The organism is Natronospira bacteriovora (assembly GCF_030848495.1).
GTDB lineage: Bacteria > Pseudomonadota > Gammaproteobacteria > Natronospirales > Natronospiraceae > Natronospira > Natronospira bacteriovora.
Genome location: NZ_JAVDDT010000009.1, coordinates 1 through 24,801, shown reverse-complemented (window position 1 = coordinate 24,801; position 24,801 = coordinate 1). Strand labels below are relative to the sequence as shown.

23 protein-coding genes are annotated in these 24,801 nt (G+C 61.5%); 15 read left to right on the top strand and 8 right to left on the bottom strand.

Features of this window, described 5'->3' with window-relative positions:
- Positions 1–25 precede the first annotated feature (25 nt).
- Positions 26–1,486 (bottom strand): Fe-S cluster assembly protein SufB, encoded by a 1,461-nt coding sequence (gene sufB / locus RBH19_RS12420; protein WP_306729176.1) that lies wholly within the window; start codon positions 1,484–1,486, stop codon positions 26–28.
- A 44-nt stretch (positions 1,487–1,530) separates the two neighbouring features.
- Positions 1,531–2,004, bottom strand: coding sequence for an SUF system Fe-S cluster assembly regulator (locus tag RBH19_RS12415; RefSeq protein WP_306729175.1), 474 nt, complete (start codon positions 2,002–2,004; stop codon positions 1,531–1,533).
- Positions 2,005–2,150: 146 nt separating this feature from the next.
- Here RBH19_RS12415 and rarD point away from each other — a divergent pair, with 146 nt between their 5' ends.
- Entirely contained in the window at positions 2,151–3,059 is a 909-nt protein-coding gene (rarD, locus tag RBH19_RS12410; RefSeq protein WP_306729174.1) for an EamA family transporter RarD, read from the top strand.
- Between the two features lie 6 nt (positions 3,060–3,065).
- Positions 3,066–3,608, top strand: coding sequence for a nuclease-related domain-containing protein (locus RBH19_RS12405; protein WP_306729173.1), 543 nt, complete (start codon positions 3,066–3,068; stop codon positions 3,606–3,608).
- Between the two features lie 461 nt (positions 3,609–4,069).
- Here the strand turns inward: RBH19_RS12405 and RBH19_RS12400 are convergent, their stop codons facing one another.
- The 3 genes from RBH19_RS12400 to RBH19_RS12390 all read right to left on the bottom strand — a co-directional run bounded on the left by RBH19_RS12400 (position 4,070) and on the right by RBH19_RS12390 (position 7,467).
- Complete coding sequence (locus RBH19_RS12400; protein WP_306729172.1) at positions 4,070–5,491, bottom strand: M20 family metallopeptidase; 1,422 nt, start codon at positions 5,489–5,491, stop codon at positions 4,070–4,072.
- 274 nt (positions 5,492–5,765) lie between these two features.
- Complete coding sequence (locus tag RBH19_RS12395; RefSeq protein WP_306729171.1) at positions 5,766–6,614, bottom strand: TatD family hydrolase; 849 nt, start codon at positions 6,612–6,614, stop codon at positions 5,766–5,768.
- Positions 6,615–6,663: 49 nt separating this feature from the next.
- On the bottom strand, positions 6,664–7,467 hold the full coding sequence (locus tag RBH19_RS12390) for a M90 family metallopeptidase (protein WP_306729170.1): 804 nt from the start codon (positions 7,465–7,467) through the stop codon (positions 6,664–6,666).
- 83 nt (positions 7,468–7,550) lie between these two features.
- Here RBH19_RS12390 and RBH19_RS12385 point away from each other — a divergent pair, with 83 nt between their 5' ends.
- Positions 7,551–7,970 carry a DUF4389 domain-containing protein gene (locus RBH19_RS12385; protein ID WP_306729169.1) on the top strand — a complete coding sequence of 140 codons (420 nt, stop codon included), beginning with the start codon at positions 7,551–7,553 and terminating at the stop codon, positions 7,968–7,970.
- Positions 7,970–8,374 (top strand): MAPEG family protein, encoded by a 405-nt coding sequence (locus RBH19_RS12380; RefSeq protein WP_306729168.1) that lies wholly within the window; start codon positions 7,970–7,972, stop codon positions 8,372–8,374. The genes RBH19_RS12385 and RBH19_RS12380 overlap by 1 nt, the downstream gene beginning before the upstream one ends.
- 127 nt (positions 8,375–8,501) lie before the next feature.
- On the opposite strand, the gene RBH19_RS12375 is transcribed toward RBH19_RS12380, so the two are convergent.
- On the bottom strand, positions 8,502–11,708 hold the full coding sequence (locus RBH19_RS12375; RefSeq protein WP_306729167.1) for an amidohydrolase family protein: 3,207 nt from the start codon (positions 11,706–11,708) through the stop codon (positions 8,502–8,504).
- A gap of 160 nt (positions 11,709–11,868) precedes the next feature.
- Here RBH19_RS12375 and RBH19_RS12370 point away from each other — a divergent pair, with 160 nt between their 5' ends.
- Genes RBH19_RS12370 through RBH19_RS12360 form a run of 3 tightly spaced genes read left to right on the top strand, consistent with a single transcriptional unit; the run spans position 11,869 to position 14,146 of the window.
- Positions 11,869–12,588 carry a DUF4097 family beta strand repeat-containing protein gene (locus RBH19_RS12370; protein WP_306729166.1) on the top strand — a complete coding sequence of 240 codons (720 nt, stop codon included), beginning with the start codon at positions 11,869–11,871 and terminating at the stop codon, positions 12,586–12,588.
- Between the two features lie 58 nt (positions 12,589–12,646).
- Complete coding sequence (locus RBH19_RS12365; protein WP_306729165.1) at positions 12,647–13,288, top strand: M48 family metallopeptidase; 642 nt, start codon at positions 12,647–12,649, stop codon at positions 13,286–13,288.
- Between the two features lie 9 nt (positions 13,289–13,297).
- A complete protein-coding gene (locus tag RBH19_RS12360) occupies positions 13,298–14,146 on the top strand; it encodes a sulfurtransferase (protein WP_306729164.1) in 849 nt (282 codons plus the stop codon).
- 31 nt (positions 14,147–14,177) lie between these two features.
- Here the strand turns inward: RBH19_RS12360 and RBH19_RS12355 are convergent, their stop codons facing one another.
- Both RBH19_RS12355 and acnA read right to left on the bottom strand, forming a co-directional pair.
- Positions 14,178–14,903 carry an SIR2 family NAD-dependent protein deacylase gene (locus tag RBH19_RS12355; protein ID WP_306729163.1) on the bottom strand — a complete coding sequence of 242 codons (726 nt, stop codon included), beginning with the start codon at positions 14,901–14,903 and terminating at the stop codon, positions 14,178–14,180.
- A 225-nt stretch (positions 14,904–15,128) separates the two neighbouring features.
- The gene (gene acnA / locus RBH19_RS12350) at positions 15,129–17,888 is read right to left on the bottom strand and encodes an aconitate hydratase AcnA (RefSeq protein WP_306729162.1); all 2,760 of its coding nucleotides are present in this window, start codon (positions 17,886–17,888) and stop codon (positions 15,129–15,131) included.
- A gap of 597 nt (positions 17,889–18,485) precedes the next feature.
- Here acnA and RBH19_RS12345 point away from each other — a divergent pair.
- From RBH19_RS12345 to blaOXA, 8 genes are all read left to right on the top strand, one after another.
- Entirely contained in the window at positions 18,486–19,118 is a 633-nt protein-coding gene (locus RBH19_RS12345) for a hypothetical protein (protein WP_306729161.1), read from the top strand.
- Entirely contained in the window at positions 19,118–19,804 is a 687-nt protein-coding gene (locus tag RBH19_RS12340) for a hypothetical protein (protein WP_306729160.1), read from the top strand. The genes RBH19_RS12345 and RBH19_RS12340 overlap by 1 nt, the downstream gene beginning before the upstream one ends.
- A 76-nt stretch (positions 19,805–19,880) precedes the next feature.
- On the top strand, positions 19,881–20,276 hold the full coding sequence (locus tag RBH19_RS12335) for a hypothetical protein (protein WP_306729159.1): 396 nt from the start codon (positions 19,881–19,883) through the stop codon (positions 20,274–20,276).
- A 70-nt stretch (positions 20,277–20,346) separates the two neighbouring features.
- A complete protein-coding gene (locus RBH19_RS12330; RefSeq protein WP_306729158.1) occupies positions 20,347–21,756 on the top strand; it encodes an amidohydrolase family protein in 1,410 nt (469 codons plus the stop codon).
- A 70-nt stretch (positions 21,757–21,826) separates the two neighbouring features.
- Complete coding sequence (locus RBH19_RS12325; RefSeq protein WP_306729157.1) at positions 21,827–22,000, top strand: hypothetical protein; 174 nt, start codon at positions 21,827–21,829, stop codon at positions 21,998–22,000.
- A gap of 481 nt (positions 22,001–22,481) precedes the next feature.
- On the top strand, positions 22,482–23,393 hold the full coding sequence (locus RBH19_RS12320; RefSeq protein WP_306729156.1) for a restriction endonuclease: 912 nt from the start codon (positions 22,482–22,484) through the stop codon (positions 23,391–23,393).
- A gap of 78 nt (positions 23,394–23,471) precedes the next feature.
- Complete coding sequence (locus RBH19_RS12315) at positions 23,472–23,879, top strand: hypothetical protein (RefSeq protein ID WP_306729155.1); 408 nt, start codon at positions 23,472–23,474, stop codon at positions 23,877–23,879.
- A gap of 109 nt (positions 23,880–23,988) precedes the next feature.
- Entirely contained in the window at positions 23,989–24,771 is a 783-nt protein-coding gene (blaOXA, locus tag RBH19_RS12310; protein WP_306729154.1) for a class D beta-lactamase, read from the top strand.
- Positions 24,772–24,801 lie beyond the last annotated feature (30 nt).

Genomic DNA, 24,801 nt, shown 5'->3' with positions numbered 1-24,801 from the left:
TGTCTTTGAATTCGTAGTCCGTTGATCAGCCGACGGCGCCTTCCAGCGTGATGCCCAGCAGGGCCTCCGCTTCCACGGCAAACTCCATGGGCAGTTCCTTGAAGACTTCCTTGCAGAAGCCGTTGACGATCATGTTGACCGCATCTTCCTCGGAAATGCCGCGCTGCCGGCAGTAGAAAAGCTGATCCTCGCTCACCCGCGAAGTGGTGGCTTCGTGTTCCACCTGGGCACTGGGGTTGCGTGCTTCGATATAGGGAAAGGTGTGTGCGCCACAGCGATCACCGATCAGCAGGGAGTCACACTGGGTGTAGTTGCGCGCACCATCGGCCTTGGGCGTAATGCGCACCAGACCGCGATAACTCTGGTCACCCTGCATGGCGGAAATGCCCTTGGAGATGATGGTGCTGCGGGTGTTCTTGCCGATGTGAATCATCTTGGTGCCGGTGTCGGCCTGTTGATGATTGCTGGTCACCGCAACCGAGTAGAACTCGCCCACGGAGTCATCACCGCGCAGAATGCAGCTGGGGTACTTCCAGGTGATGGCCGAGCCAGTCTCCACCTGGGTCCAGGTGATCTTGGAGCGGTCACCCCGGCAGTCACCGCGCTTGGTGACGAAGTTGTAGATGCCGCCCACGCCATTCTCGTCGCCCGGGTACCAGTTCTGCACCGTGGAGTATTTGATGGTGGCATCGTCCAGGGCCACCAGTTCCACCACGGCGGCATGCAGCTGGTTTTCGTCGCGCTGCGGCGCTGTGCAGCCTTCCAGGTAGGACACGCTGGCGCCTTCCTCGGCCACGATCAGGGTGCGCTCGAACTGGCCCGTGTTGGAGGCATTGATGCGGAAGTAGGTGGACAGCTCCATGGGACACTTCACGCCCTTGGGCACGAAGACAAAGGAACCGTCGGTAAATACCGCCGAATTCAGCGCCGCAAAGAAGTTGTCCCGGTGCGGCACCACGGTGCCCAGATACTTCTGTACCAGCTCCGGATAGTCTTTCACCGCTTCCGAAAAGGAACAGAAAATGACGCCGGCTTCCTTGAGCTTGCTTTTGAAGGTGGTCGCCACGGAGACACTGTCAAAGACCGCATCCACGGCCACGCCGGCCAGCTTCTCCTGCTCGTGCAGGGGAATGCCGAGCTTCTCGTAGGTTTCCAGCAGCTTGGGGTCCACCTCGTCCAGGCTCTTGGGGGCCTCGGCCTCGATCTGCTCCTTGCTCTTGGGCGCGGAGTAGTAGGAGATGGACTGGTAATCGATGGGCGGATGCTTGACCTTGGCCCAGCTCGGGTGCTTCATCTCCAGCCAGGCACGATAGGCCTTGAGTCGCCATTCCAGCAGCCATTCCGGCTCGCCTTTCTTGGCGGAGATGTGGCGAATCACGTCCTCGTCCAGCCCCGGGGGCAGGGTGTCCTGTTCGATATCCGTCACCCAGCCGTGCTTGTATTCACGGCTGACGAGTTCGTCCATTTCCTTCTGATTGGTGGCCATGGGTCTTCTCCCGTCGCGATCCACGTCGCTTCGTTGATTCCGGATCAGGCCTTGCGTTCCGGACCTGCATCGGCCGCCGGATTGAACGAGCCCTTTGGGAACCACTGCAGCGGCGTGGCCGGTCGCAGCAATTCGTCAAGGGTGATCTGTTCCAGCGTGCCTCGAATGAGTCGATTGATTCTCTGCCAGCCCTGACCGACACCGCATACGGCTTCCAGGCTGCAATCGCCGTCTTCATGGCTGCATTCAGTCACCGCCACCGGGCCTTCAATGGCGTCGATGATGTCGGCCGCGGTGATTTCCCGCGCCGTGCGGGAAAGGGCGTATCCGCCGGTGGCGCCGCGTGTGCTGCTGACCAGACCGTCCCGCGCCAGGGCCTTGAGCACCTTGCTCACGGTGGGCCCGGCCAGGCCCGTCCGTTCCGCGACTTCCGCGGCCGAATGGCGGCGCTGGGGCTGGCTGGCCAGGTGGGCCAGGACCAGGGTCGCGTAGTCTGTCAGTCGGCTCAGTTTCAGCATTCTGGACGGTCTCCGAAGAATCGGGACTATTTTAGTCCGAATTGAGTTCGCGGGCAAGACGGGCCGGTCCCGCGACTGGCCGAAACCGCCGCCAGGCGTTAGTATCCCCGGCCCGACGACCGTCCCAGCCCGGGGAAACCGTTTCCATGTTTCGAGACCAGCAAGAGCGCAGCGGGGTCATCTACGCCACCGCGACTTTCTGCTTCTATGGCCTGACGCCCCTGTATTTCAAGGCGGTTCAGCACGTGAGTGCGCTGGAGGTGCTGGGGCACCGAATCGTCTGGTCCGTGCTCTTCCTGATCCTGCTCATGGCCTGGTGGGGCGGGCTCGGGCGCGGTCTGAGCGGGCTGTGGCGGCGTGACGTGTTGCCCTGGTTGCTGCTCAGCGGCGCCATCATCGGCTTCAATTGGGGCGTGTTCATCTGGACGGTGCATGCGGATCGGGTCCTTGAGGCCAGCCTGGGCTATTACATCAACCCGCTGGTCAACATTCTTCTGGGGCTCATCTTTCTGGGTGAGCGACTGCGTCCGGTTCAGTGGGTCGCCGTGGGTCTGGCGGCCACCGGCACCCTGACACTGGTGCTTGCCCAGGGGATCGTCCCCTGGGCCGGCCTGGCCCTGGCATTCAGCTTCGGTTTCTATGGCCTGGTTCGTAAACGCGTGGCCGTGCGCGCCGCCAGTGGTCTGCTGGTGGAGACGGCGCTTCTGTTGCCAGCCGTCATCCTGGCCGGGCTGTGGGCCTGGCAAGCCGGGCAACTGGTCTTTCTCAATCTGAACCTGCGGACGGATCTGTTGCTGCTGGCAGCCGGGGTGATCACCACCTTGCCCCTGATCTGGTTTGCCAACGCCGCACGACGCCTGCCCCTGTCCGTGATCGGCTTCTTCCAGTACATCGCACCGACCGTGACCCTGTGCCTTGCCGTCTTCCTCTTCGGTGAGACCTTTACCACCGCCCACGGCGTCACCTTTGGCCTGATCTGGCTGGCCCTTGCGCTATTGATGGCTGATACAATCCGCAATCGCCGTCGCCCCAGGATTCATCCTCAGAGAGACTGACACCGCATGGAATCGGAAGAAATCGCCCTGTTGCTGGTCATCGCTTTGCCCATCGCCCTGGTTCTGCTGGCTGCCCTGGTCTGGTACCTGCGCCGCCGGCGAGCCACGCTCAAGCATGCGCTCAAGGGGCGGACGTGGGGGCAGGCAAAAGATGTGGTCATCCCGGACGGCATGGACGCCCATGTGCACCTGGATTGCGTGATCCTGACCCGCCGCGGCCTGGTGGTTCTGGATATCAAGCGCCTCAACGGGGCGGTGTTCGGCAGCGAACGCATGGAAGAATGGGTGATGCTCGACCGGGGCAAGCGCTTCGGCTTTCGCAACCCTCTGGGCGCGCTGGATGAGCGGGTCAGCGCCCTGGCCAATTTTGTTGGCGGTATTCGCGTGGAGGGCTACATTCTCGTCAGCGGCAATGTTGAGTTCCCCAAGGGCCGCCCGGCCCGCACCCTGGTCGCTGATGATCTCATCGACAAACTCGAGCCCGTGGAAGGCGGCATCCCGGATGGCTGGAAGGCGATGTGGGGCAAGGTGGCAGGGCATGCGGAGTGATTAGTGCTGAGTTCTGAGTTCTGAGTGCTGAGCGGGCAGTGCCCTCGTTGTCGTAATCGTAGTCGTAGTCGTAATCGGCATTTCGAGTGAATAGTGAAACGTGAAACGGAAGGGGGCCTCAGAATTGCCGGGGCGCTCATTGTTGAACGGCCTCGAATGTGAGGCGTAAGGCGTGAGGCGTGAGGTGAAAGGCGGGGCGCCTGCGGCGCCCGACGGCCGGCCTATGGCCGGCCTGATTCGCGCGAAGCGCGGAAGCCGAAGGCTTCGGGTCGTCCCCTCACACCTCACGCCTCACCCCTCACTTTCGAGGCCGCAACACTCCCAGTGCCCCGGCAACTTCTAACGCCGCCTTCCGATTCACGATTCACGAGGTGCCAACCGAAAGCCCCGGCCCTCCGATCCACCCCGGCCCCTCCGACCGGCACCCACTCAGCACTCAGAACTCAGCACTTTCCATTAAATCACTCAGCACTTCGAACCTCGGCATGCCTTGCCAGTACTTCCGCCACACAGGCCGTCAGCTTCTTGCCCTTTTCGATATGCAGAAACTCGTTGGGGCCGTGGGCGTTGGACTTGGGGCCGAGTACGCCGGTGACCAGGAACTGGGATTCGGGGAATTTCTCCGCCAGCAGGCCCATGAAGGGAATGCTGCCGCCCATGCCCATGCAGACCGCATCCTTGCCGAAGTATTTCTCCGAGGCCTTCTGCATGGCGTCGGTGAGCCAGTCGGCGAACTCGGGGGCGTTCCAGCCACCCTGGGGTGAATCCAGGCTGAACGTGACCTTCGCGCCATAGGGCGGGTCAGTCTCGACGATCTTCTTGACTGCTTCGCCGGCCTTTCTGGCATCACAGGTGGGGGGCAGGCGGAAACTCAGTTTCAGTGCCGTGTAGGGACGCAGCACATTGCCGGCATCGGAAAAGGCCGGGATGCCGTCAACGCCGGTGACCGAAAGGGTAGGGCGCCAGCTGTTATTGAGCAGCAGTTCCAGAGGGTCCTCGGAAACGGTGGTCATGTCCTCCGCGGCCAGGGGATACTTGTGGCGGATGCTGTCACCCAGCACATCGGCCGCCTGCTGCGCCTGTTCCAGTCGGTCACGGGGGATGTCCACATTCATTTCCGGCACCTTGATCTCGCCGGTGGCCGGATCCTCGATACGGGCCATCACTTCCCGCAGCACGCGGAAACTGGAGGGCACGATGCCGCTGGCACTGCCCGAGTGAACGCCTTCGGTCAGCACATCCACGCGCAGGGTGCCCACCAGGTTGCCCCGCAGGGAGGTGGTGGTCCAGAGCTGCTCGTAGTTGCCACATTCGGCATCCAGGCAGACCACCATGTCGGGGCTGCCGATGCGATCCTTGAGATGATCGATATAGGGCGGCAGGTCATAACTGCCAGATTCCTCGCAGGTCTCGATCAGTACCACGCAGCGGGCGTGGGGAATGCCCTGCTGCTGGAGGGCAGCAATGGCGGTGAGTGAGCCATACACCGCGTAACCATCGTCAGCGCCACCACGGCCGTAGAGCTTTCCGTCACGAATCACCGGCTTCCAGGGCCCCAGATCCTCTTCCCAGCCGGTGAACTCCGGCTGCTTGTCCAGGTGTCCATAGAGCACCACCGTGCCCGGCTTCTGGCCCTCGATTTCCACCAGCAGCAGTGGCGTCCGGCCTTCCAGCTTCACCACTTCCACCGACATGCCCTTGACGGGCTGCCGGCGGCACCAGGCTTCGGCCTGCTCAATGGCCTGATCGATGTAGCCGTGCTTCTCCCAGTCGGGATCGAAATGGGGTGACTTGGCCGGAATCCGGATGTACTCCACCAGCTCCGGAATGATTTCATCATCCCACTTCCCATCCACAAATTCCCTAAGCACCTTGCTGTCCATGACACAGACCTCTCTGGTTAAAACCTGTTAAAAGCGCCGCGAGATGGACGCAAAATAAACGCGAAATATTAATTAACCACAGATGAACACAGATGGACACAGATGTTTTGGCTGGATGCCAATCCGAGATGAGCGTGCCATTCGCAGAAAGGCCTTCCCAGCCAGCATGGCATGAGAAGCGGTATCAGTAGTTTGGGGTGTTCGCCCCGGTCTGCTTTTATCTGTGTGCATCTGTGTCCATCTGTGGCTGGTTTTCTTTTGCATTATTTAGCGTTCATTTTGCGTGCATTTCGCGGCGCATTTGATTTTCCTCACCAAGTCGAAAAAAGCGTTCGGCGTTGGCGGTTGTCTGGCGGGCCAGGGTCTCGTGGGAGACGCCACGGCATTCGGCCACCCGGAATAGCACATGGGGCAGCCACTTGGGTTCGTTGCGCCGGGTTGATGGTTTTGGTTTCAGGTCCCGGGGCAGGAGATAGGGCGCGTCCGTTTCCACCATGATGCGGTCGTCGGGTATGCGATCGACGATGTCCCGCAGGTGCGTGCCGCGGCGTTCATCGCAGATCCAGCCGGTGATCCCGACGTAGAGATCCCGCTCGATGTAGTGATCCAGCTCCTCGCCACTGCCGGTAAAGCAATGCACCACGGCATGGGGCAGCCTGGGCAGATACTCATCCAGTATCGCCAGGAAATCCTCGTGCGCGTCGCGTTGATGCAGAAAGACCGGGTAGTTGAGGTCGCAGGCGATCTCCAGCTGCGCCCGGAAGGCTCGCTGCTGATCGTCCGGTTCGGAGAAGTTGCGGAAGTAGTCCAGGCCGCATTCGCCCACGGCGACGCATTTCTCCGAGGCCAGAAAGCCCCGCAGGATGTCATTGGTCTCGTCCACATAGTGCCTGGCCATGTGGGGGTGCACGCCGGCCGTGCTCCAGAAGCGTTGCGGCCACTGCTCGGCGAGGGCCAGGGCCTGGCGGCTGCCCTTGACGCTGGCGCCGGTCAGGATCATCCGGCTCACACCGACGGCCTCGGCGTCCTGGATGACCTGTTCGCGGTCATGGTCGAAGCTGTCGTGGGTCAGGTTGGCGCCGATGTCGATCAGCGGATGGGGCGACGTTTCGAGTGCCGTCATGGTTGCTCGCTGTCAGGTGAAAGGCTGGAAACGAAAGGCCGGTATTCTATCAGGCCTCAAGGGCGCCATGAATGGCGTGGGATGCGGGGGCCTCGGCCAGTGGGTCCTGGCGGTAGAAGGCGCAGAGCTGCGCATAGACCGCTGGCCAGAGCTGCTTGAGATGGGCCGGTGTCTCGAAGAAGACCTCGCAGACCACCGAGAAGAATTCACCCGGGTTCTCCAGGGCATAGGGGTCAATGGGCCATTCTTCCTCGCCGGCCTCGTCCAGGGCTTCAAGCGCTTGCCAGGCCTCCGTGAAGGCACGACGCCAGGCTTCCGGATCCATGCCGCGATGCAGGGGCGGGGAGCCGTTGGGCCCATCGTGAAGCATGTCCAGCTTATGGGCCATTTCATGGATGACCACGTTGTACCCCGGTTCCCGGCCGCTCTTGAGAACATCCTCCCAGGACAGGATGACAGGCCCCTGTTGCCAGGCCTCACCGCTGAGTGGGTGACGATCACGATGTATCACCCCGAAATCGTCCTCGTATTCATGCTCGGGGATGAACTCGGCCGGGTAGAGAATCACGGAATAGAAGTTGTCGTACCAGTCCAGCCCGAGGTTGAGGATCGGCACCGCGGCCATGGTCGCGACCCGTAGCTGCATGTGATTGCTCAGTTCCAGCTGCCCGCCGGACTCGAAACGCTTTCGCACAAGAAAACGCAGGGCCAGCCTGCACAAACGCTCCCGATCCGCGCCCTGGTAGCGCCGGGCCACAGACCAGTCCGCCACGGCGTTCTCCCATTCGGCCCTGGTGACGGGCAGGCGGGCCAGGCGGCGGTTCTCGCGCCAGTGTCTGAATAGGCTGAACATGCGCGCTCACAGTGTCGAAAAAACTTGCTCATGTTAGGGCCTGTGTTAGTCTTTTGGCAAAAGACAACCACCCGGGAGGTTCCATGAAGGCTGACGAGTTCGACCCTGATGAAATCAGGGAGCATGTGAAGTCACGCGCCACCTGGTTGCGCCTGGTCTACATGATCATCTTCCTGTTCTTTGCCTGGGTTGCCACCTTTGTCTTCGGTGTGGTGATTCTCGTGTTGTTCCTGTGGCAGCTTTTTGCGGGCCAGCCCAACGCGCAATTGCGGGCATTCGGTGACAACCTCAGTACCTGGGGTTATCAGGTGCTGCGTTTCCTGAGTTTCAACTCGGAAGATCTGCCGTTTCCCTTTGATGCCTGGCCCAGTGGGTCGGTCAAAACGGGCGGTGGCACTTCGCGGTCCCGCAAAAAGGCGAGCAAGAAGAAAAAGACTGCTTCGTCCACTTCCGGGGCGGCCTCTGGCAGCCGCTCGACGCCGTCCGGCGGAGACGATCGCTGATGTGGGAAGCCTGGGGCCTGGTCGGGGCGAGCCTGCTGTTCGCCCTGGCCTGGTTCCCCGCCTCCGTTGCCAAGCAACAGACCTACGGCACCGGCTGGCTGGCCTCCAATCGCGATCAACAGGATCTGCCGCCAATGCCCCGGTGGGGCGAGCGTGCCATCCGAGCTCATGAGAACCTGAAGGAAAACTTTCCCGCCTGGGCGGCCCTTGTGCTGCTGGTGATTGCCCTGGACTGGCAGAACGCCGCCACCGCCTGGGCCGCCGTGCTGTTCCCCCTGGCACGGCTGGGGCATATGGCCAGCTACATTGGCGGCTGGTTCTGGCCGCGGTTCCTCTTTTACTGTGTTGGAATCGCCTGCACCCTGATTCTGGTCGTGGTTTGTCTGCTCCAATTGTTGAGTTAGTTGGGCGGTGAATTTGGGCCATTGCGCGGATGAATGCGCGCCTGCAGGGGGTGGTAGGAAACACGCAGTAAGATCAAATAAAAACGGCGGCCCGAGGGCCGCCGTTTTTCGTTTTGCCGGAAGGAGCTCAGTCGCGTTCCCACCAGAACAGCCCGCGCTCGCGGGGGTGATTGCCGATCTGGTTCATGGTGCGGGCATCGAAGAGACGGCCGTTGACCATTACGTAATCCACGAACTCCGTATTGCGGATGTTCTCCAGGGGATTGCGCTCAAGGACGATCACGTCAGCCAGCTTGCCTTCCTCCAGGCTGCCCAGATGCTCATCCATGCCCAGGTAGGCGGCCGGATTGACGGTGGCGGTCTTGAGGGCCTCCATGGGTGACATGCCACCCTGGGCGAACATCCAGATCTCCCAGTGGGCCGCCAGGCCTTCCCGCTGACCGTGAGCACCGATGTTCACCAGAACACCCCGGTCCATGAGCTGACGGGAGTGGTTGGCGATGTCGAAATGCACGTACTCCTCAGCTTCCACCTTGGCGCGGCGACGAGCCACCGGATCGATGATTTCCCGGGGCACGAAGCCAAGCAGGCGCTCATGTTCGAACACATTGGTGTGCTGATACCAGAAGTTTTCACCACGGAAACCGCCATAGCCGACACCCATGGTGGGGGTGTAGGCCACATCCGTCTGCCCCCAGAACTGCAGCACGTCCTCATAGGTATGGGGCAGACTGAGAGAATGCTCGATCCCGGTGTGTCCGTCCTGAATCATGTTCATGTTGTGCTGGAACAGGGCGCCACCTTCCGGGTGCACATGCATGCCCAGCTCACGGGCGGCCTCCATGACCTGCTGGCGCTGGTCACGTCGCGGCTGGTTGTAGCTCTTGACGCTGAAGGCACCGGCCTTCTGCAGACGTTCCAGGTGCATGCGGGCATCGTCCAGACTGTCCACTTCCACCGTGAAATCGGTGGTGGCGCCGTACAGGATGCGCCCGGTGGAGAAGATGCGCGGAGCGGTGATCTTGCCTGCCCGGCCCATTTCGTGCGCCGCGAACACCGTGTGGGTGTCATTGGAGGGGTCGTGGTAGGTGGTCACGCCAAAGGTGAGGCTGGCGTGGTTGACCCAGTTCTCCTGCGGGATGATCTGATTGCTGCCCTGGGAACCATGCCAGTGGGCATCGATCAGGCCGGGCATGACCGTCTTGCCGGAGACATCGCGCACATGGGCACCGGAGGGAATTGCCACCTCATCCCGCGGACCCACCGCCACGATGCGGTTGCGCTCGACGACCACGGTGCCGTCATCGATGACGTCCAGGTTCTCGTTCATGGTGATGATGCGGCCGCCCACCAGGGCCACGGCACCCTCGGGGATGTCCGCCGGGGTGCTGTAAGCGATGTGACGGCCATCGGCCACGGGCATCTCCGCCTGGTCACGGTCTCCATTGAGGAAATCGAAGACCTTGCCCATGCCCGCGGTGTAGAGTTCGGGGCCGGTGGACCAGTGCAGGGTCGATTCATCCGACCAGTGGATATAGTCCCCGGCCTCGCGGGAGACCCGCTGCAGGGGCAGGGCGCGGGTGTTGGGCCCAAGCTGGATGGTCCGACCACTCACCGCAAAGGGCGCCACGTAGGCGTTGTAACGCTCCTGGAAGGCCACCCATTTCTGGTCCGGTGACACCCGGAAGTTGGTCGCCCAGGTCGTGGTGAAGTGGGTGCGTTCCTCGGCACCGTCCAGGTTCACGCTGACCAGGTTGCGGGTGTCATAGCCCTGGTAGCGCAGCAGGAAGACCCGGTCGTTGTCCTTGCCGAAATGGGGGTTCTGGCCGGCGTCGGTGATCTTTTCCATGTCGCCGCCACGGGCGGAGGCACGGAAGACGCCGGTGGTCTCGCCCCACCAGGGCGAACGCTGCATGTTGCCGGACAGCTTGCGGAACACCACGGTGTCGCCATCGGGGGAGAATGTGGGCTCCACATAATGGCCCGGCTCCTCGGTGATGACGCGACCTTCCCGTCCTCCACGGGCGCGAATCACCCGCACGGCACCGTGATCGGAATCGCTCCAGCTCACATAGGCAATGTGCCGGCCGTCACGGGAAAAGGTCGGGTAGAACTCGAAATGGTCGTTCTGACGAGTCAGGCGGCTGGGCTCGCCGTTCGGCAGGCTGCGGGTGTAGAGATGCCCGCGCGATTCATACACCACCTGATCACCCGTGGGGGAGACAGTGACCCAGCGTAGCATGCGGGCCTCGACCTCATCCGGGGCCGGGTTGATGGGCGGGCGCTGGGCGGTTCGGATCTCCCGCTCGTCCTGTACCCGGAAGGCAATCTGATCCGTCTCGCCGCTGGCCACATCCACTTCGTGGATCTTGCCGCCGGCCCAGTAGATCAGGCGCTCGCTGTCCGGAGTCCAGGCCATGTTGGCGTAGACGCCATGGATGGCCCAGATTTCCTGCATGTCCCGTTCCAGGTTATCCACCACCATGCGTTCGCGGCCGGAACGGATGTCCTTGACGAAAATGGCCGTGTTGGCGCCCACGCGGCGAATGAAGGCAATGGATTCGCCATCCGGAGCAGGGCGCGGATGGATGGCCCCACCGGTGCCGCTGATGTAGGTGCTCAGTTCACCGGTTTCACGGTCCAGGCGACGGATGTCGTAAATACCGGGATGCGGATCCTTATCGTACTGGAACAGGTCACCGGCGGTGGCGTCCTGGCTGAAATAGAGGTAGCGGCCATCGGGCGAGAAGGCCGGTTCATTCAGATCCTGCTGGTCATTGGGGCGCTCGATCATCTGCATGCCGGCGCTGGTGCCGGAGCGATGGTAGAGCCAGATCTCGCCGGCCCCGAGGGAGCGGGTACCGGTGAAATGCTTGCGGGCGGCAATGTATTCGCCGTCCGGGGTCCAGGTGGGGTTGTTGAGCAGACGGAAGCTCTCGTCCGTGATCTGGCGTGCATCCGAGCCATCGGCGCGCATGATCCAGATATTGTCACCGCCGCTGCGGTCGCTGGTGAAGGCGATCCATTTCCCATCCGGGCTGAAGCGCGGCTGCATGTTCCAGGCCATGCCGGAGGTCAGGGCTTCGGCGTCCCCACCGGAATGCGACATGCGGTAGATGTCGCCCAGCAGATCGAAGACGATGGTTTCACCGTCCGGGCTGACGTCCAGGTTCATCCAGGTTCCCTCGGTGACATCCAGTCGGATGGTTTCCGAAGGGCCCGGCGGGTTGTTGACGTCCCAGCCCTCGTTCTCGTCGGCTGAAGCGCTTGCGGCACTCAGCGCCGTCGCCAGGCCAAAACCGGCGGCCAGCGTCAAAGCCTTGCAATATCGCATGGATCACTCCTTGGCGGGTTCAGAAGAAACAGGGGAGGGCGGCCACCGTGCCTGGCGGCGCTCAGCCCAGGCAGAGAGACTATCGCATCCGGACAAAGGATTCTAAACTGTGACCGAGTGGAGCCCGTCGGGTTCCGAATGACTCCAGGGGGAGCGACGCATGAACAACAGGACGTCTCGGATTATGCAGGGAACGGCCATCATGGCCGGCCTGATTCTGCTTGGCCTTCTCGCGGGTTGTGGTGGATCGGTCAATCAATCCCATGAAGTGGGTGCCGGTCAGCACCACGACGGGAATCTGTCGTCGGTGAACGGAACCATCACCCTGCGCGAGGGCGCCACGGTCAACGGCAACCTCTCCACCGTCAATGGTGGTATCCGCATTGAATCCGGCGCCAGCGCCGGTACGGCGGACACCGTCAACGGCAGCATTCGTGTGGGTGACAACGCCGAACTGGGTGCGCTGACCACGGTGAACGGAAGCGTGCGTGTGGGCAGCGATGTGCTGGTGAGCGGCAAGGTCACCGCGGTCAACGGTGCCATCGGTTTCGGCAACGGCACAGTGGTTGCCGGCACGGTGAGCAACATCAATGGCGCCATTACCGTGGATGCCGCGCGCATCGAAGGCGATCTGCTCACCACCACGGGCGATGTTCGCCTGATCAACGCCGCCCATCTTGCCGGCGACCTGCAGGTGGGGCCGGTTCGCCGGGGTGGCCATGACCGCATTCCGCGTATCGTGATCGGCCGTGATGCCGTGGTGGAAGGGGAGGTTCGCATGGAACGGGAGGTCGATCTCTACGTGCATGAATCGGCCACGGTCGGCGAGATCAAGGGAGCGGAGCCTCGGCGCTTCACCGGGGACGAGCCCGATTCCTGATCGCAGCCACAAACCCCTGCCCGAAGTCCGCTGGCGTCGCAGCCCCCGGGCCCGGCGCATGAAGATTGCGCTATGCCCGTGGCGCGGGGTGGAGCTGGTACTGCCCCGCGGCGTCAGCGATGCGGCCGGACGGGCGTTTCTGGACAGCCGGCGTGAGTGGATGGAGCAGGCCTGGGCCCGTCTGCGCCAGCGTGTGCCCGAGGCCTTCGAATGCACCGCACCACGGACGCTGTCACTGCCAGCGCTGGGTTGTTCCTGGCAACTGCACTATGAGCCCGGGCGTCAGCGCCTGCGCGAGCAGGATGCGGCGCTTTTCCTGCCCGGCCCGGCGGAAGCCGGAGTGGCGCGGCGCATCCTCAAGCCCTGGCTCATGGACCGGGCCCGGCACCATCTGCCGGAGCAGCTTGCCCGGCTTTCCGAGGTGACCGGGCTGGCGTACGCCCGCTTGCAAGTGCGGGATCAGCGCAGCCGATGGGGCAGTTGTTCGCAGCGTGGCACCATCAGTCTCAATTTTCGCATCCTGTTTCATCGTCCGGCGGTTCGTGATTATCTGATCCTGCATGAGCTTGCCCATACACGTCACATGAATCACGGCCCAGGCTTTCGCGCATTGATGAGCCGGCTCGAACCACAGTGGCAGGCATTGGATCGTGAACTCAGTCAGCCAGCGGGTGGCATCCCGGGCTGGCTGGGCTGGTAGGGAGCAAAAATGAGCGTGAGCCCACTGGTCAGCGTCGAAGCGCTTCAGCAAAACTCCGGTGACGGTGAAGACATCCGCTTCATTGATTGTCAGGCCAGTCTGGCCGATCACCTTCAGGGCCGGCGCGACTGGCTCAGCGGCCATTTGCCGGGCGCGGTTCACCTGGATCTGGAGCAGGACCTCAGCGGCACGATCACGGCCGAGACCGGCCGTCACCCGCTGCCACGCCCGGAGGACCTGGAAATGGCCCTGGGCCGGAGTGGCATTCATCCCGCTCAGCCCCTGGTCGCCTATGACAACGATGGCGGTATCTTTGCGGTGCGCTGCTGGTGGTTGCTGCGATGGCTGGGCCACCAGAATGTCCGGGTTCTGGATGGAGGCCTTGAGGCCTGGCGTGTCGCCGGCGGCGTGGTCGAGACGGGTCCTGTCCGTACCGAGCCCACCACCTATCGCGGCCAGCGTGAGGCCATGCCCTCGCTGAGCACGGAATCACTGCAGCGAGGCCTGGGGCAACAGGCGCTATTGCTGCTGGATGCCCGTTCCGGTGAGCGCTTCCGGGGTGAGAAGGAAGCGATCGACCCGGTTGCCGGACACATCCCGGGCGCCATCAATCATCCCTTTGCACACAATCTTGATGAACAGGGCCGCTGGCGAACACCCGCCGAGCTCAAGACCCTCTACCAGACATTGATCGGTGACTGGCCGGTCAACACCGTGGTTCACATGTGCGGCTCGGGCGTGACCGCCTGCCATAATCTGTTCGCCATGGAATATGCCGGCCTCGGTGGTTCTGCCCTGTACGCCGGTTCCTGGAGCGAATGGATCCGTGATCCCGCGCGTCCGGTGGCCAGGGATTGAGCCTCGGATCCCGTGGCAGAAATCCCGGGGTTCAACCTTCCTCCAGCAGGGCCGGCAGCACCTGGGCGGCGCGGGCTCGGATGCTGATGTCCAACGCGGCCATTTGCGTGGCTTCCGGGTTGATCTCGGCAATCGTGGCACCGTTTCCGCGTGCCAGATCGGCCAGCCCGGCCGCCGGATAGACCGTGGCCGAGGTGCCGATGGCAATGAACAGATCGGCCTGCCGGGCCGCGCCAACGGCCCGTTCCAGGGCCGGTTCCGGGATGGTCTCACCAAACCACACCACAGAAGGCCGCGCCAGGCTTTCGCACAGGGGGCAACGCGGCGGTTTCTCGGGGTGCCCCTTGATCCGTACTTCATGGCCGTTGTCGAAGCAGTGGTTGCGATGAATGTTGCCGTGGAACTCGATCACCTCGCGATGCCCGGCCCGTTGATGAAGGCCATCCACGTTCTGTGTGACCAGAGTCAGTGAGGGGTGTACTTCCGCCAGCCGGGCCAGCGCCCGGTGGCCGGCATTCGGCTCCACCGACAGCACGCGCTTGCGCCGCCACTGATACCACTGCCAGACGAAGTCGGGATCATGCAGAAAGGCATCCGGCGTGGCCAGATCCTGTGGCTGGAACTTCGCCCACAGGCCTTCCTGGGGATCACGGAAGGTGGGCACACCACTGTCGGCGGAAATGCCGGAGCCGGTCAGTACCACCACGCGCGGGGATCGCTGTATGGCTTCGGCCAGTTGCTGGATGGCTGATTGCATGGTGGAGATTCTATCAGGCCCTATAGGGAAACATTGAAAACATTGGAACCACCGAACACACCGAAAAAAGCATTCCATTGCATGGAAGAACGGTTGTGGGAGCGGCGTCCGCCGCGATTGATTACTTGATAATTCGGTGTTTTCGGCGTGTTCGGTGGTTCCAGTGTTTCAAACAAAAAAGCCCCGCCGAAGCGGGGCTTTTTGTCTTGCCAGTCAACGCCAGGCTCAGGCCGTGGCGGTTTCCTGCTTGCTGATCAGCTGGCGCAGGACGTAATGCAGGATACCGCCATGGCGGAAGTAGTCCCGCTCCTTGGGGGTATCCAGGCGCACCACCGCCTTGAAGCTGATCGGGTCACCGCTTTCCGGCGTGGCCTTCACGTTCACTTCGCTGGCCTCGGCGTTATCAAGGCCAGTGATTTCGAAGGTTTCCTTGCCGGTCAGGCCCAGGCTTTCCGCGCTGTCACCGTCCCGGAACTGCAGCGGCAGCACGCCCATGCCGATGAGGTTTGAGCGGTGAATACGCTCGTAGCTCTCGGTGATGACGGCCTTCACGCCCAGCAGGCGGGTGCCCTTGGCCGCCCAGTCGCGGGAAGAACCGGTGCCGTATTCCTTGCCGGCAATGACCACCAGCGGCACATCGTTCTGCTGGTACTTCATCGAGGCATCATAGATGCTCATCTCTTCATCATTCGGCTGATAGCGGGTCCAGCCACCCTCGGTGCCGGGGGCCAGCAGGTTGCGCAGGCGGATGTTGCCGAAGGTGCCACGCATCATCACCTCGTGGTTGCCGCGGCGGGAACCAAAGGAGTTGAATTGGGTCGGCTCGACCCCGTTATCCATCAGGTACTGGCCCGCCGGGCTGTTCTTCGGAATGGCACCCGCCGGAGAGATGTGGTCAGTGGTGACCGAATCACCCAGCAGTGCCAGGCAGCGGGCACCCTTGATGTCTTCAACCTTGCCCGGTTCCATGCCCATGCCGTCGAAGTAGGGCGGGTTCTTCACGTAGGTGGAGTCATCGGACCAGGCAAAGAGGTCACCTTCCGGCACGTCCAGACTATTCCAGTTATCGTCACCGGCGAAGACACCGGCATAGCTGGAGTGGAACATTCCGGAATCGATGGTGCTGGTGACCAGCTCCTGAATCTCCTGGCTGTCCGGCCACAGATCCTTGAAGTAGACCGGCTTGCCGTCCTTGTCTTCGGCCAGCGGATCATTCATCAGGTCAATATCCATGGTGCCGGCAATGGCGTAGGCCACCACCAGCGGCGGCGAGGCCAGGAAGTTCATCTTGATGTCGGGATGAATGCGGCCTTCGAAGTTGCGGTTGCCGGACAGCACCGAGGTGGCCACCAGGTCATTGTCGTGCACCGCCTTGGAAATCTCCGGGCGCAGGGGGCCGGAGTTGCCGATGCAGGTGGTGCAGCCATAGCCCACCAGGTGGAAGTTCAGCGCTTCCAGATCCTTGAGCAGGTCGGTCTTCTTGAGGTAGTCGGTGACCACCTTGGAGCCGGGGGCCAGACTGGTCTTCACCCAGGGCTTGACCGTGACGCCGCGCTCGCGGGCCTTGCGGGCCAGCAGGCCGGCACCGATCATCACCGCCGGGTTGGAGGTGTTGGTGCAGGAAGTGATGGCGGCAATCAGTACGTCACCGTCCTTGACCGTGAACTTCTCACCGTCCATTTCCACCTCGCCGGCGCCATTCTTGTGGCTGCCGGGGCTGCCGACGCCGGTGGAACCGCCTTCGCCTTCAAAGGCTGCTTCACCGTTGGACTTCTGCGCACGCTCTTCCAGCAGCGGTTCAAGATGCTTGTGGAAAGCCTGCTTGGCGGCCTTCACCGCGATCCGGTCCTGCGGGCGCTTGGGGCCGGCGATGGAGGGCTCCACCGTACCCATGTCCAGTTCCAGCACATCCGTGTATTCCGGATCCGGATCACCGTCTTCACGCCACATGCCCTGTTCGCGGGCATAGGCTTCCACCAGCTCGATCTGCTCTTCGGGGCGGCCGGTGAGTTCCAGGTAGCGGATGGTTTCCTTGTCCACCGGGAAGATGCCCACGGTGGAACCGAATTCCGGGGCCATGTTGCCCAGGGTGGCGCGGTCGGCCAGGGGCATGTTGGAAAGGCCGTCGCCGAAGAATTCGACGAACTTGCCCACCACACCCTTCTTGCGCAGCATCTCGGTCACGGTCAGCACCAGGTCGGTGGCCGTGGCGCCTTCCGGCAGCTTGCCTTTCAGCTTGAAGCCGATGACTTGCGGCACCAGCATGGTGACCGGCTGGCCCAGCATGGCGGCCTCGGCCTCGATACCGCCCACGCCCCAGCCGAGCACGCCCAGGCCGTTGACCATGGTGGTGTGAGAATCGGTACCCACCAGGGTATCCGGGTAGGCCTGCAGCACGCCGTCATTCTTCTTGCCGAAGACCACGCGAGCCAGGTGCTCGATGTTCACCTGATGCACGATGCCGGTGTTGGGCGGCACGACCTTGAAGTTGTCCAGTGCCTTCTGGCCCCAGCGCAGGAAGGCGTAGCGCTCCTTGTTGCGCTCGAATTCGATTTCGTTGTTCTGGGCCAGCGACTGGGCGGTACCGTAATTGTCCACCTGCACGGAGTGGTCGATCACCAGCTCGGCAGGGGAAAGCGGGTTGATGCTGGCGGCATCGCCACCCAGGTTCTTCACCGCATCGCGCATGGCGGCCAGATCCACCACCGCCGGCACACCGGTGAAGTCCTGCAGAATCACGCGGGCCGGGGTAAAGGCAATCTCATCGCTGGGCTTGGCCTTGGGATCCCACTTGGCCACGGCCTCGATGTCCTTGGCGGACACGCTCACACCATCTTCATGGCGCAGCTGGTTTTCCAGGAGAACCTTGATGGAGTAGGGCAGACGGGACAGATCCGTCACGTCCTTCAGCGAATCCAGGCGATAAATCTCGTATTCCTTGTCGCCCACCTTGAGGGTGGAACGGGCATTGAAGGTGTCGCTCATGGGGCCTCCCGGGGTTGAACTCTGAATGTGGCATCTAAAAAAACAGCGTCAGCAGGCGGTTTCGACGAACGGCCTGTTGATGGTCACGGTCCTGTCTGCAAAGGACGCTGCCACCGGCATTCCCGACAGGAAGCGGTGGTCACTGCGAGCATCGGACTGACGGGGCGGCGGGAACCGGGGGCTCCCGCCGGGAAAACGGGCTCATTATACAGAATCCAGAGGCCTGACTTCACGTTTGTCGCCCGAAACAGTGCCGTTTGCCGGAAGACCGTCCAATCCGGTGGACGGTAGCGGCGGGCCGACGGGCGTTTGTCAGCCTCTGCCGGCCAGTGCTAACAGGCCGGGCGGCAACAAGCCGGTATCGGTGGCCAAGGTTCTGAAATCTAAGGGATAAGCGAGGCGGGGAGGGAAAACGCCCGCGATCGGGGCGTCGAGACAGCAAGACTTCCATTATTAGCACGCATTTCACCGCGTGTGAAGAGAGCCGCCCGCAGCGCCCGAACCGGCATTTGCAGATCCTGCGCGGACAGCCGAAATAATGAATGCGCGGGCAATGCTTGCCCGCCGTCAGAACACAGCGTTCAGCGGAGGTACACGATGAGCGGCCACGAACAGGACAGCGATCTTCTCACCGTCAACGACCTGGAGAGCTGGTTCCGGGGCTCCGTGAGGGAAGCCCTGAGCCGCAACGACATCCAGGCCGAACAGCAGACCGGCAACTATCTCGCCGGCGTGCTCCTGCAGTACGCCCGCAGCGACAGCCTCTATGAAATCACCGAGGAAGGCCGCAACCTCAAACCGCTGGCCTTCCTCTATCGTGATGCCATGGAATCTCCCTCCGAAGGACTGCGGCGCCAGCAGCTGCAACGCCTGGGCGATGTGGCCCTGTTCATTGCCGGCTACTTTGCCGAAAGCCTCAGCCGCAAGGCGGTGGACGTGGACTATTACGCCGGCATGGGTGGTGCGGCCTACAACAGCCTGGCCGCAAGCCCGCCACGCAGCTTCGAGCAGCTGGAAGTGAATGAAGTCTTCCGGGAGTTGGCCGAGAAATTCACCGCCTTCATGGACGTGCTGGCCGAAGTCGGGCGCATGGCCCACGGCAATTCCGAGCAGAACATCCTGCGTCTCTACGAGACCTGGATGCGCACCGGCAGCCCGCGCGCCCGGCGCAAGCTGGAAGCCATGGGCATCACCCCCGACGACAACGCCGTCAGCCGCCGGAGCCACTGATGGCGGCCTCCGCTCATGCCGAAGGGAGTGGCGAGCGCCTGTCCGCCTGGCAGGCCATGCTGGAACGCCTCTACGAGGTCGACATCGGCGTGGACGTCAGTCAGTTCCTGCTCACCGACCGTCGTTTCGTGCAGATGATGGAAGGCCGCCGCTACCGTCCCACCCGGGAAAAGCTCCTGGTGTACGAGATTGACGGCGAACTCAACGTCTCTCTGTATCTCGACGCCGAACTGCTGGCCCGCCTGGATCGGTCGCCGCCGGAGCAATCCCTGCACGCCGGCAATCTGGCCGACTTCTGGCTCGCCCTGGAAGGCGTCAGTCATTTCGTCTACCTGGGCCACAACGCCCGCTACGACCGCCCCGTGAGCCGCCTGGAGATGGAACTGCAGGCCGAGGTGGACAAGTTCGTCCTCGCCAACCTCTTCCTAGCCCGACAACAGGGCCATACTCCCGGCGAGCGCCTGCACCGGGCGTTGTTCCACCACCCCCGTTTCGACGGCCACCTGAGCCACGAGGAAGGGCAGCGCTACGCCCGGGCCAGCCGCTACGCCGGGCGCTACTGCCAGCGCCTGCTGCAGCGCATGCGCCGCCGCGCCGGCGGCGCCCTCAACCGCGAACTGCGCCGCTTCTATCGCCTCAACCGCCACCGCAAGATCGAGTTCATCGAAACAGCGACAGTGGCATGAACCAGTTTCTTCTGGCGGGTCGGATAGCTGCCGGGTAGAGTAACCATGTGCCCAAGCGGTGAAGGGGATGTGACTCGTGACCAATCCAGCGTCTGCACGATGGATCCAGGCCTGGTTCCTGGCGACGCCCCTCTTTCTGGTACTGGATGTGTTGTTTGGTGTGGAGTTTCGTGCCGCCTTCCTGGATCAGAGCGCCGGCCGCATGGCTTGGTACGGCCTCTGCTTTGGCCTGGGTCTGCTCGCCTGGCGCTGGCCGGCAGCCGGCCCGCTGCTGGCGCTACTGGAAAGCGCCAGCAATCTTCTCTTCCTTTGCCTCTCCGTCATGCTGCCGATTTTCGCGGCAGGCAGCGCCATTGGCGATTCCGGTCCGGTGGGTCTTTCCGGCCAGCGCTTGCTGGCTTTCGTGTTGATCAGCGTGATCTGTCTGGTCAGCTTCTATTCCGCCAAGGCCCAGCTTGGCCGCCAGCACTAGCCCCGTTGGCAATCCACCCCATTTGCGTCAGCATGAAGGCCCATTTCCCGACCATCGCCTAGAGGTCTGAATGCGCCATTACGTCCTGCCGTCACTCATTGCCCTGTTGCTGCTGGTCCCTGGCCCGATCAATGCCAGGACAACACTCATTACCGGTGGCCACCTCTTCGATGGCCGCAGTGAGCTGCGCGTCGAGAACCCCGGGATACTCATTCAGCGTGGCCGCATTCTGGCCGTGGGGCAGGGCAGTGATCGCATCGAGAATGCCAAACGCATCCGGCTTGAGTACGATCAGACCATCCTCCCGGGCTTCATCGACCTGCACGCCCACTACCATGTTGATCTCTTCCAGGCCGGGCGGGTGGATGAAACCGAAGCCTACCCGCTGATGTTTCTCGGCAATGGCGTCACCACCACCTTTCCCGGTGGCGAAAAGCAGCCGGAGAAAATGCGCGCGCTGCGCCTGGCCATCAACCGCGGGGAACGCATCGGCCCGCGCATCCTCAACTCCGGGCCGTACTTCGGCAGCGCCCGCCCCGGCTGGGAGGCCGACCGCAGCGCCGGGTCCATCCACCAGGAAGTCCACCAGCTGGCCGAGCAGGGCACCGCCGGCTTCAAGGCCAAGAACCCCACCCGCGATGAACTGGCGGCCCTGATCGACGCCGCCCATCAACAGGGCCTCACCGTCACTGGCCACCTCAATTCCGGGGTCGGCGACAGCGTCAACCCCAAAGACGCCATCCTCATGGGCATCGACCGGGTCGAGCACTTCCTCGGTGGCGACACCCTCAAGGAAGACCGCCATGCCTATCTCAGCTGGAAGCATGTGGACACTGACAGCAAGGCCTTCCGTGACATCGTCGATCTCTATATCGACCACGGTGTGTATTTCAGCGCCACCCTGGCCGCCTTCGGTGCCTTCGGCCAGACCGATTCCCCCGTGTTCGAGGATTTCGCCGACGAGCAGCGCTTCCTCACCGACTACGCCCGCGAACACCACCAGCCCCGTGAAGCCGATGACTTCACCGAGCTGGCCGACATCCTCTACTGGGTCAAGAAAGACACCCTCAAGGCCTTTTACGACGCCGGGGGAGGGCACCTCATCACCCTGTCCACCGACCATCCCTTCTGGGGTGAATACACCTCACCCTTCTACATCCACCGGGAAATGCAGGCCATGGTTCGCGCCGGCCTCCCAGAGCACGCCGTCCTGCGCATCGCCACCCTCAACAGCGCCCGCGCCATCGGCATGGGCGACCAGCTCGGCAGCATCGAACCCGGCAAATGGGCCGACCTGGTCATCGTGGACGGCAACCCCCTGGAAGACATCACTCACACCCGCAATGTCCGCCACGTCATGAAAGCCGGCCAATGGCACAACGCCGAGGACCTCATCCGGCAAGCCGAAGGCCGCATCGGGCCGAGGTCAGAAGAGGGCAGGAGCTACTGGATGCCCAGGGCCAATGAAGCAGAAGAGTAGGGAACAGCGGCTTCAACGCGACAAGACAATGTCCACACGCCTGGCGACCGATAAGTCGGGGGCGCGAACCATGAGCAGTGAGGTGGAAATAGTCGGGTGGCAAAGCTCGCCCTACAGCAAGCTGCCATTCCGCAACCCCATGAACCTGCCCGCGATGCCGAGCCTGAAGGCTTTCGAAGCTGACTTCGGCACCCGAGCCTCGGCCCAGGCCACCCCCTGCCGCTTCGACAAGCCGCCGGAGTAGCCGCAGGAAAAACCGGATAAATTGAGCTAGAGTGGGTACAAGCCAAAGGGAAAGGGCGAATTCCCATGACAAGCAGCTCCGCACAAGCAGCCTCACCAGACCCCACCCCAACCCGGCGGGCAGCTGCCTCCCCAAAAACCCTGGCTCAGCATCCGAGCAATCCGTCACCAGCCATCTCAGAAGGCGTCGCACACCTATCACCTTCCGAGTATGAACCGGCTGCCGCAGCTGCCGATTCCGCCCGGCCCCATCGCGCGCCCTCTTTCTACGAAAACTGTATGGGCATACAGTGTTATTGAAAAGGGAAAATGCGACTGTCGAGGTATCCCCACACCCGAAATGGAAGAATTGCGCTATGTTTCTGATAAACAGGCAAAAACGCCGGCAGCCCGACGATCTGCCGCCGGACTTATCTAGCCGGCGCGTTATCCCCAATAATCGCGCCAGCCATACAATCAGCTGTTAAGTTCTTGGGAGTTCCGTGAAGATTCGATACATAAAACTAGGCGACGGCGGGAAGTGGGAACGCTACTGCATCGAAGAACAGCAGACGCTTAGACTCGGGTACGAAAGCCCACACCATCAGGCATCGTTAAGTGGTGACTGGGATACTGTTCGCAATTTTTGGCTTTCTGCTAGAAATGGAAATCAAGGCGCGGCGAGCCGCGACTTGAATCAGATTCGTGATTTTTATGAGCTTTCAGAATCGGATATCTGGATTACGTTTTACCAGAGAAGGCTGTACTGGTGCCATGCTCATAAAGAAGTTCACGAACTCGTAGATGCCAGTAGAATCAGAAACGTCATAGGCTCCTGGAGTTGTTACGATAAGGAAGGAAGCCCCCTTTCCATCGAGAACATCGATGGCAGAATTACGAAAGTTCAGGGGTATCGTGGCACTATTTGCGGGGTCGAGCTTCCAGAATATCTGCTAAGAAAAATTAACGGCGAAGTTCAGCCTGAAATTCAGTCAACGAAAGAAGCTTTGGCAGCCTTGAAGGTAAATATTGAAAACCTTATCAAAGGGCTGTGGTGGAATGACTTTGAACTGCTCATTGACTTGATTTTTTCCCAGTCCGGTTGGCAGCGGATATCAGTGCTAGGAAAGACAGAAAAGGATATCGATCTTGACGTCTTTTCTCCTGTTACGCAGAAGCGCGCGTTCGTCCAGGTAAAGTCCACCACAACAGCGAATCAAATCCAAAGCTACCGTGAAATATTCAACCAACACCATCAGTATGACGAGATGTATTTTGTCTTTCACACATTTTCAGGGAATCTTGAGAACCTGAACATAGATGATCCAAGGATCGCTGTGTGGGATATTTCAAGAGTGGCCGACTTGGTAATAAACGCAGGTTTGATAGGTTGGCTGCTTGCGAAGAGAACTTAACAATCGGCTGCACAGCGACCGGTTTTCCGCCGCTGCGCAGCTCCAAACCGGCGCGTGAGCCGGGCGTTAAGGATCAGCATGAAGCTTCGACGAATTGACTATTCTGAGCTGACCGCCAAGCAGAAAGAGATCTACAATTTTCAAAAAGTGGCGTCTGAGCTGGCGGACTTCGGCTTCAACTGCATAAAGCTTTCAGATGACTGGCAGGGGGCGGATTTCCTTGCCTATCACAAGGATGGAAAGGAAACCCTGAAGGTCCAACTGAAGAGCCGTGTTTCCGTGTACCAGAAATATTTGGGTAAGGAACTCTACCTGGCCTTCCCGGTGGATGATACCTGGTACTTGATCGAACATGACAAGTTGGTGGAGCTTGTCAGAGAGAATACGAATTGGCTAGAGACGGAATCTTGGTGTGAAAGGGGCGGCTACAGTGCCGCGAGGCCAAATAGAGCGCTTTTCGATGCGTTGCAGGAGTCGCGTTTATGATCCTTAACCAGTCGCTCGAGTTCGCTCCGGCCCTGGTCGGGCCTGCGCCGGACGGGCTTTCCGCTCCGCTCCAAGCCCGCCGCTCAGCTTTGCGTTAGGCTCAATAACCATGAAGAAACTACTTGTCGCCCTGATCTTTTCTATTGGACTTTCTGCCTGTGCCTCAGGCTGGAAGGAAAGCGCTGAAATTGAAGGCTTGTTTCGAGACGCTGAGGCCACGGGCACCTTTGTCCTGCTGGATGCCGGTACTGGCAAGCTCACGGGTTATAACCGGTCCAGAGCCAAAACACGATTTGTCCCCGCCTCCACTTTCAAGATTCCAAATAGTCTTATCGGGCTTTCGGCTGGCGCGGTCAAAAGTGTGGATGAGGTGTTGCCGTACGGTGGTCAGACACAAGTCATCAAGGCATGGGAAATGGATATGGGGCTGAGAGAGGCCATCACGATGTCCAATGTACCTGTGTATCAGGAGCTGGCCCGACGCATCGGCGTCGATTCAATGCGCGACAATCTCGCCAACTTGAATTTCGGCAACAACGACATTGGTGCGCGTGTTGATAGGTTCTGGCTGGATGGCCCCCTCCAGATCAGCGCCATCGAACAAGCCAGTTTCTTGTCGCGCCTGGCTCGAAACCAGTTGCCCGTCTCTGCAGAGGTTCAATCAGCCGTTCGTGAAATTGTGCTGCTAGAGCAGGGGGAGGGTTGGAGACTCTACGGCAAGACAGGCTGGGAAAACGCCCCCGAGCCAGGAGTCGGGTGGTGGGTTGGCTGGGTCGAGAAAGAGGATAACTTGTTCCCCTTTGCAATGAACATGGATATTCATCAAGCATCTGACGCTGGCAAACGTGTTGAACTGGGCATGGCGAGCCTGAAGGCGTTGGGTGTGCTGTGAGCCAGCGCGAGCCTAACAAGTCCATCAACC

What these genes read in the sequence shown, in the direction of transcription:
- sufB (WP_306729176.1), bottom strand. Translation starts at nt 1,486, where the DNA reads ATGGCCACCAATCAGAAGGAAATGGACGAACTCGTCAGCCGTGAATAC.
- RBH19_RS12415 (WP_306729175.1), bottom strand. Translation starts at nt 2,004, where the DNA reads ATGCTGAAACTGAGCCGACTGACAGACTACGCGACCCTGGTCCTGGCC.
- rarD (WP_306729174.1), top strand. Translation starts at nt 2,151, where the DNA reads ATGTTTCGAGACCAGCAAGAGCGCAGCGGGGTCATCTACGCCACCGCG.
- RBH19_RS12405 (WP_306729173.1), top strand. Translation starts at nt 3,066, where the DNA reads ATGGAATCGGAAGAAATCGCCCTGTTGCTGGTCATCGCTTTGCCCATC.
- RBH19_RS12400 (WP_306729172.1), bottom strand. Translation starts at nt 5,491, where the DNA reads ATGGACAGCAAGGTGCTTAGGGAATTTGTGGATGGGAAGTGGGATGAT.
- RBH19_RS12395 (WP_306729171.1), bottom strand. Translation starts at nt 6,614, where the DNA reads ATGACGGCACTCGAAACGTCGCCCCATCCGCTGATCGACATCGGCGCC.
- RBH19_RS12390 (WP_306729170.1), bottom strand. Translation starts at nt 7,467, where the DNA reads ATGTTCAGCCTATTCAGACACTGGCGCGAGAACCGCCGCCTGGCCCGC.
- RBH19_RS12385 (WP_306729169.1), top strand. Translation starts at nt 7,551, where the DNA reads ATGAAGGCTGACGAGTTCGACCCTGATGAAATCAGGGAGCATGTGAAG.
- RBH19_RS12380 (WP_306729168.1), top strand. Translation starts at nt 7,970, where the DNA reads ATGTGGGAAGCCTGGGGCCTGGTCGGGGCGAGCCTGCTGTTCGCCCTG.
- RBH19_RS12375 (WP_306729167.1), bottom strand. Translation starts at nt 11,708, where the DNA reads ATGCGATATTGCAAGGCTTTGACGCTGGCCGCCGGTTTTGGCCTGGCG.
- RBH19_RS12370 (WP_306729166.1), top strand. Translation starts at nt 11,869, where the DNA reads ATGAACAACAGGACGTCTCGGATTATGCAGGGAACGGCCATCATGGCC.
- RBH19_RS12365 (WP_306729165.1), top strand. Translation starts at nt 12,647, where the DNA reads ATGAAGATTGCGCTATGCCCGTGGCGCGGGGTGGAGCTGGTACTGCCC.
- RBH19_RS12360 (WP_306729164.1), top strand. Translation starts at nt 13,298, where the DNA reads ATGAGCGTGAGCCCACTGGTCAGCGTCGAAGCGCTTCAGCAAAACTCC.
- RBH19_RS12355 (WP_306729163.1), bottom strand. Translation starts at nt 14,903, where the DNA reads ATGCAATCAGCCATCCAGCAACTGGCCGAAGCCATACAGCGATCCCCG.
- acnA (WP_306729162.1), bottom strand. Translation starts at nt 17,888, where the DNA reads ATGAGCGACACCTTCAATGCCCGTTCCACCCTCAAGGTGGGCGACAAG.
- RBH19_RS12345 (WP_306729161.1), top strand. Translation starts at nt 18,486, where the DNA reads ATGAGCGGCCACGAACAGGACAGCGATCTTCTCACCGTCAACGACCTG.
- RBH19_RS12340 (WP_306729160.1), top strand. Translation starts at nt 19,118, where the DNA reads ATGGCGGCCTCCGCTCATGCCGAAGGGAGTGGCGAGCGCCTGTCCGCC.
- RBH19_RS12330 (WP_306729158.1), top strand. Translation starts at nt 20,347, where the DNA reads ATGCGCCATTACGTCCTGCCGTCACTCATTGCCCTGTTGCTGCTGGTC.
- RBH19_RS12325 (WP_306729157.1), top strand. Translation starts at nt 21,827, where the DNA reads ATGAGCAGTGAGGTGGAAATAGTCGGGTGGCAAAGCTCGCCCTACAGC.
- RBH19_RS12315 (WP_306729155.1), top strand. Translation starts at nt 23,472, where the DNA reads ATGAAGCTTCGACGAATTGACTATTCTGAGCTGACCGCCAAGCAGAAA.
- blaOXA (WP_306729154.1), top strand. Translation starts at nt 23,989, where the DNA reads ATGAAGAAACTACTTGTCGCCCTGATCTTTTCTATTGGACTTTCTGCC.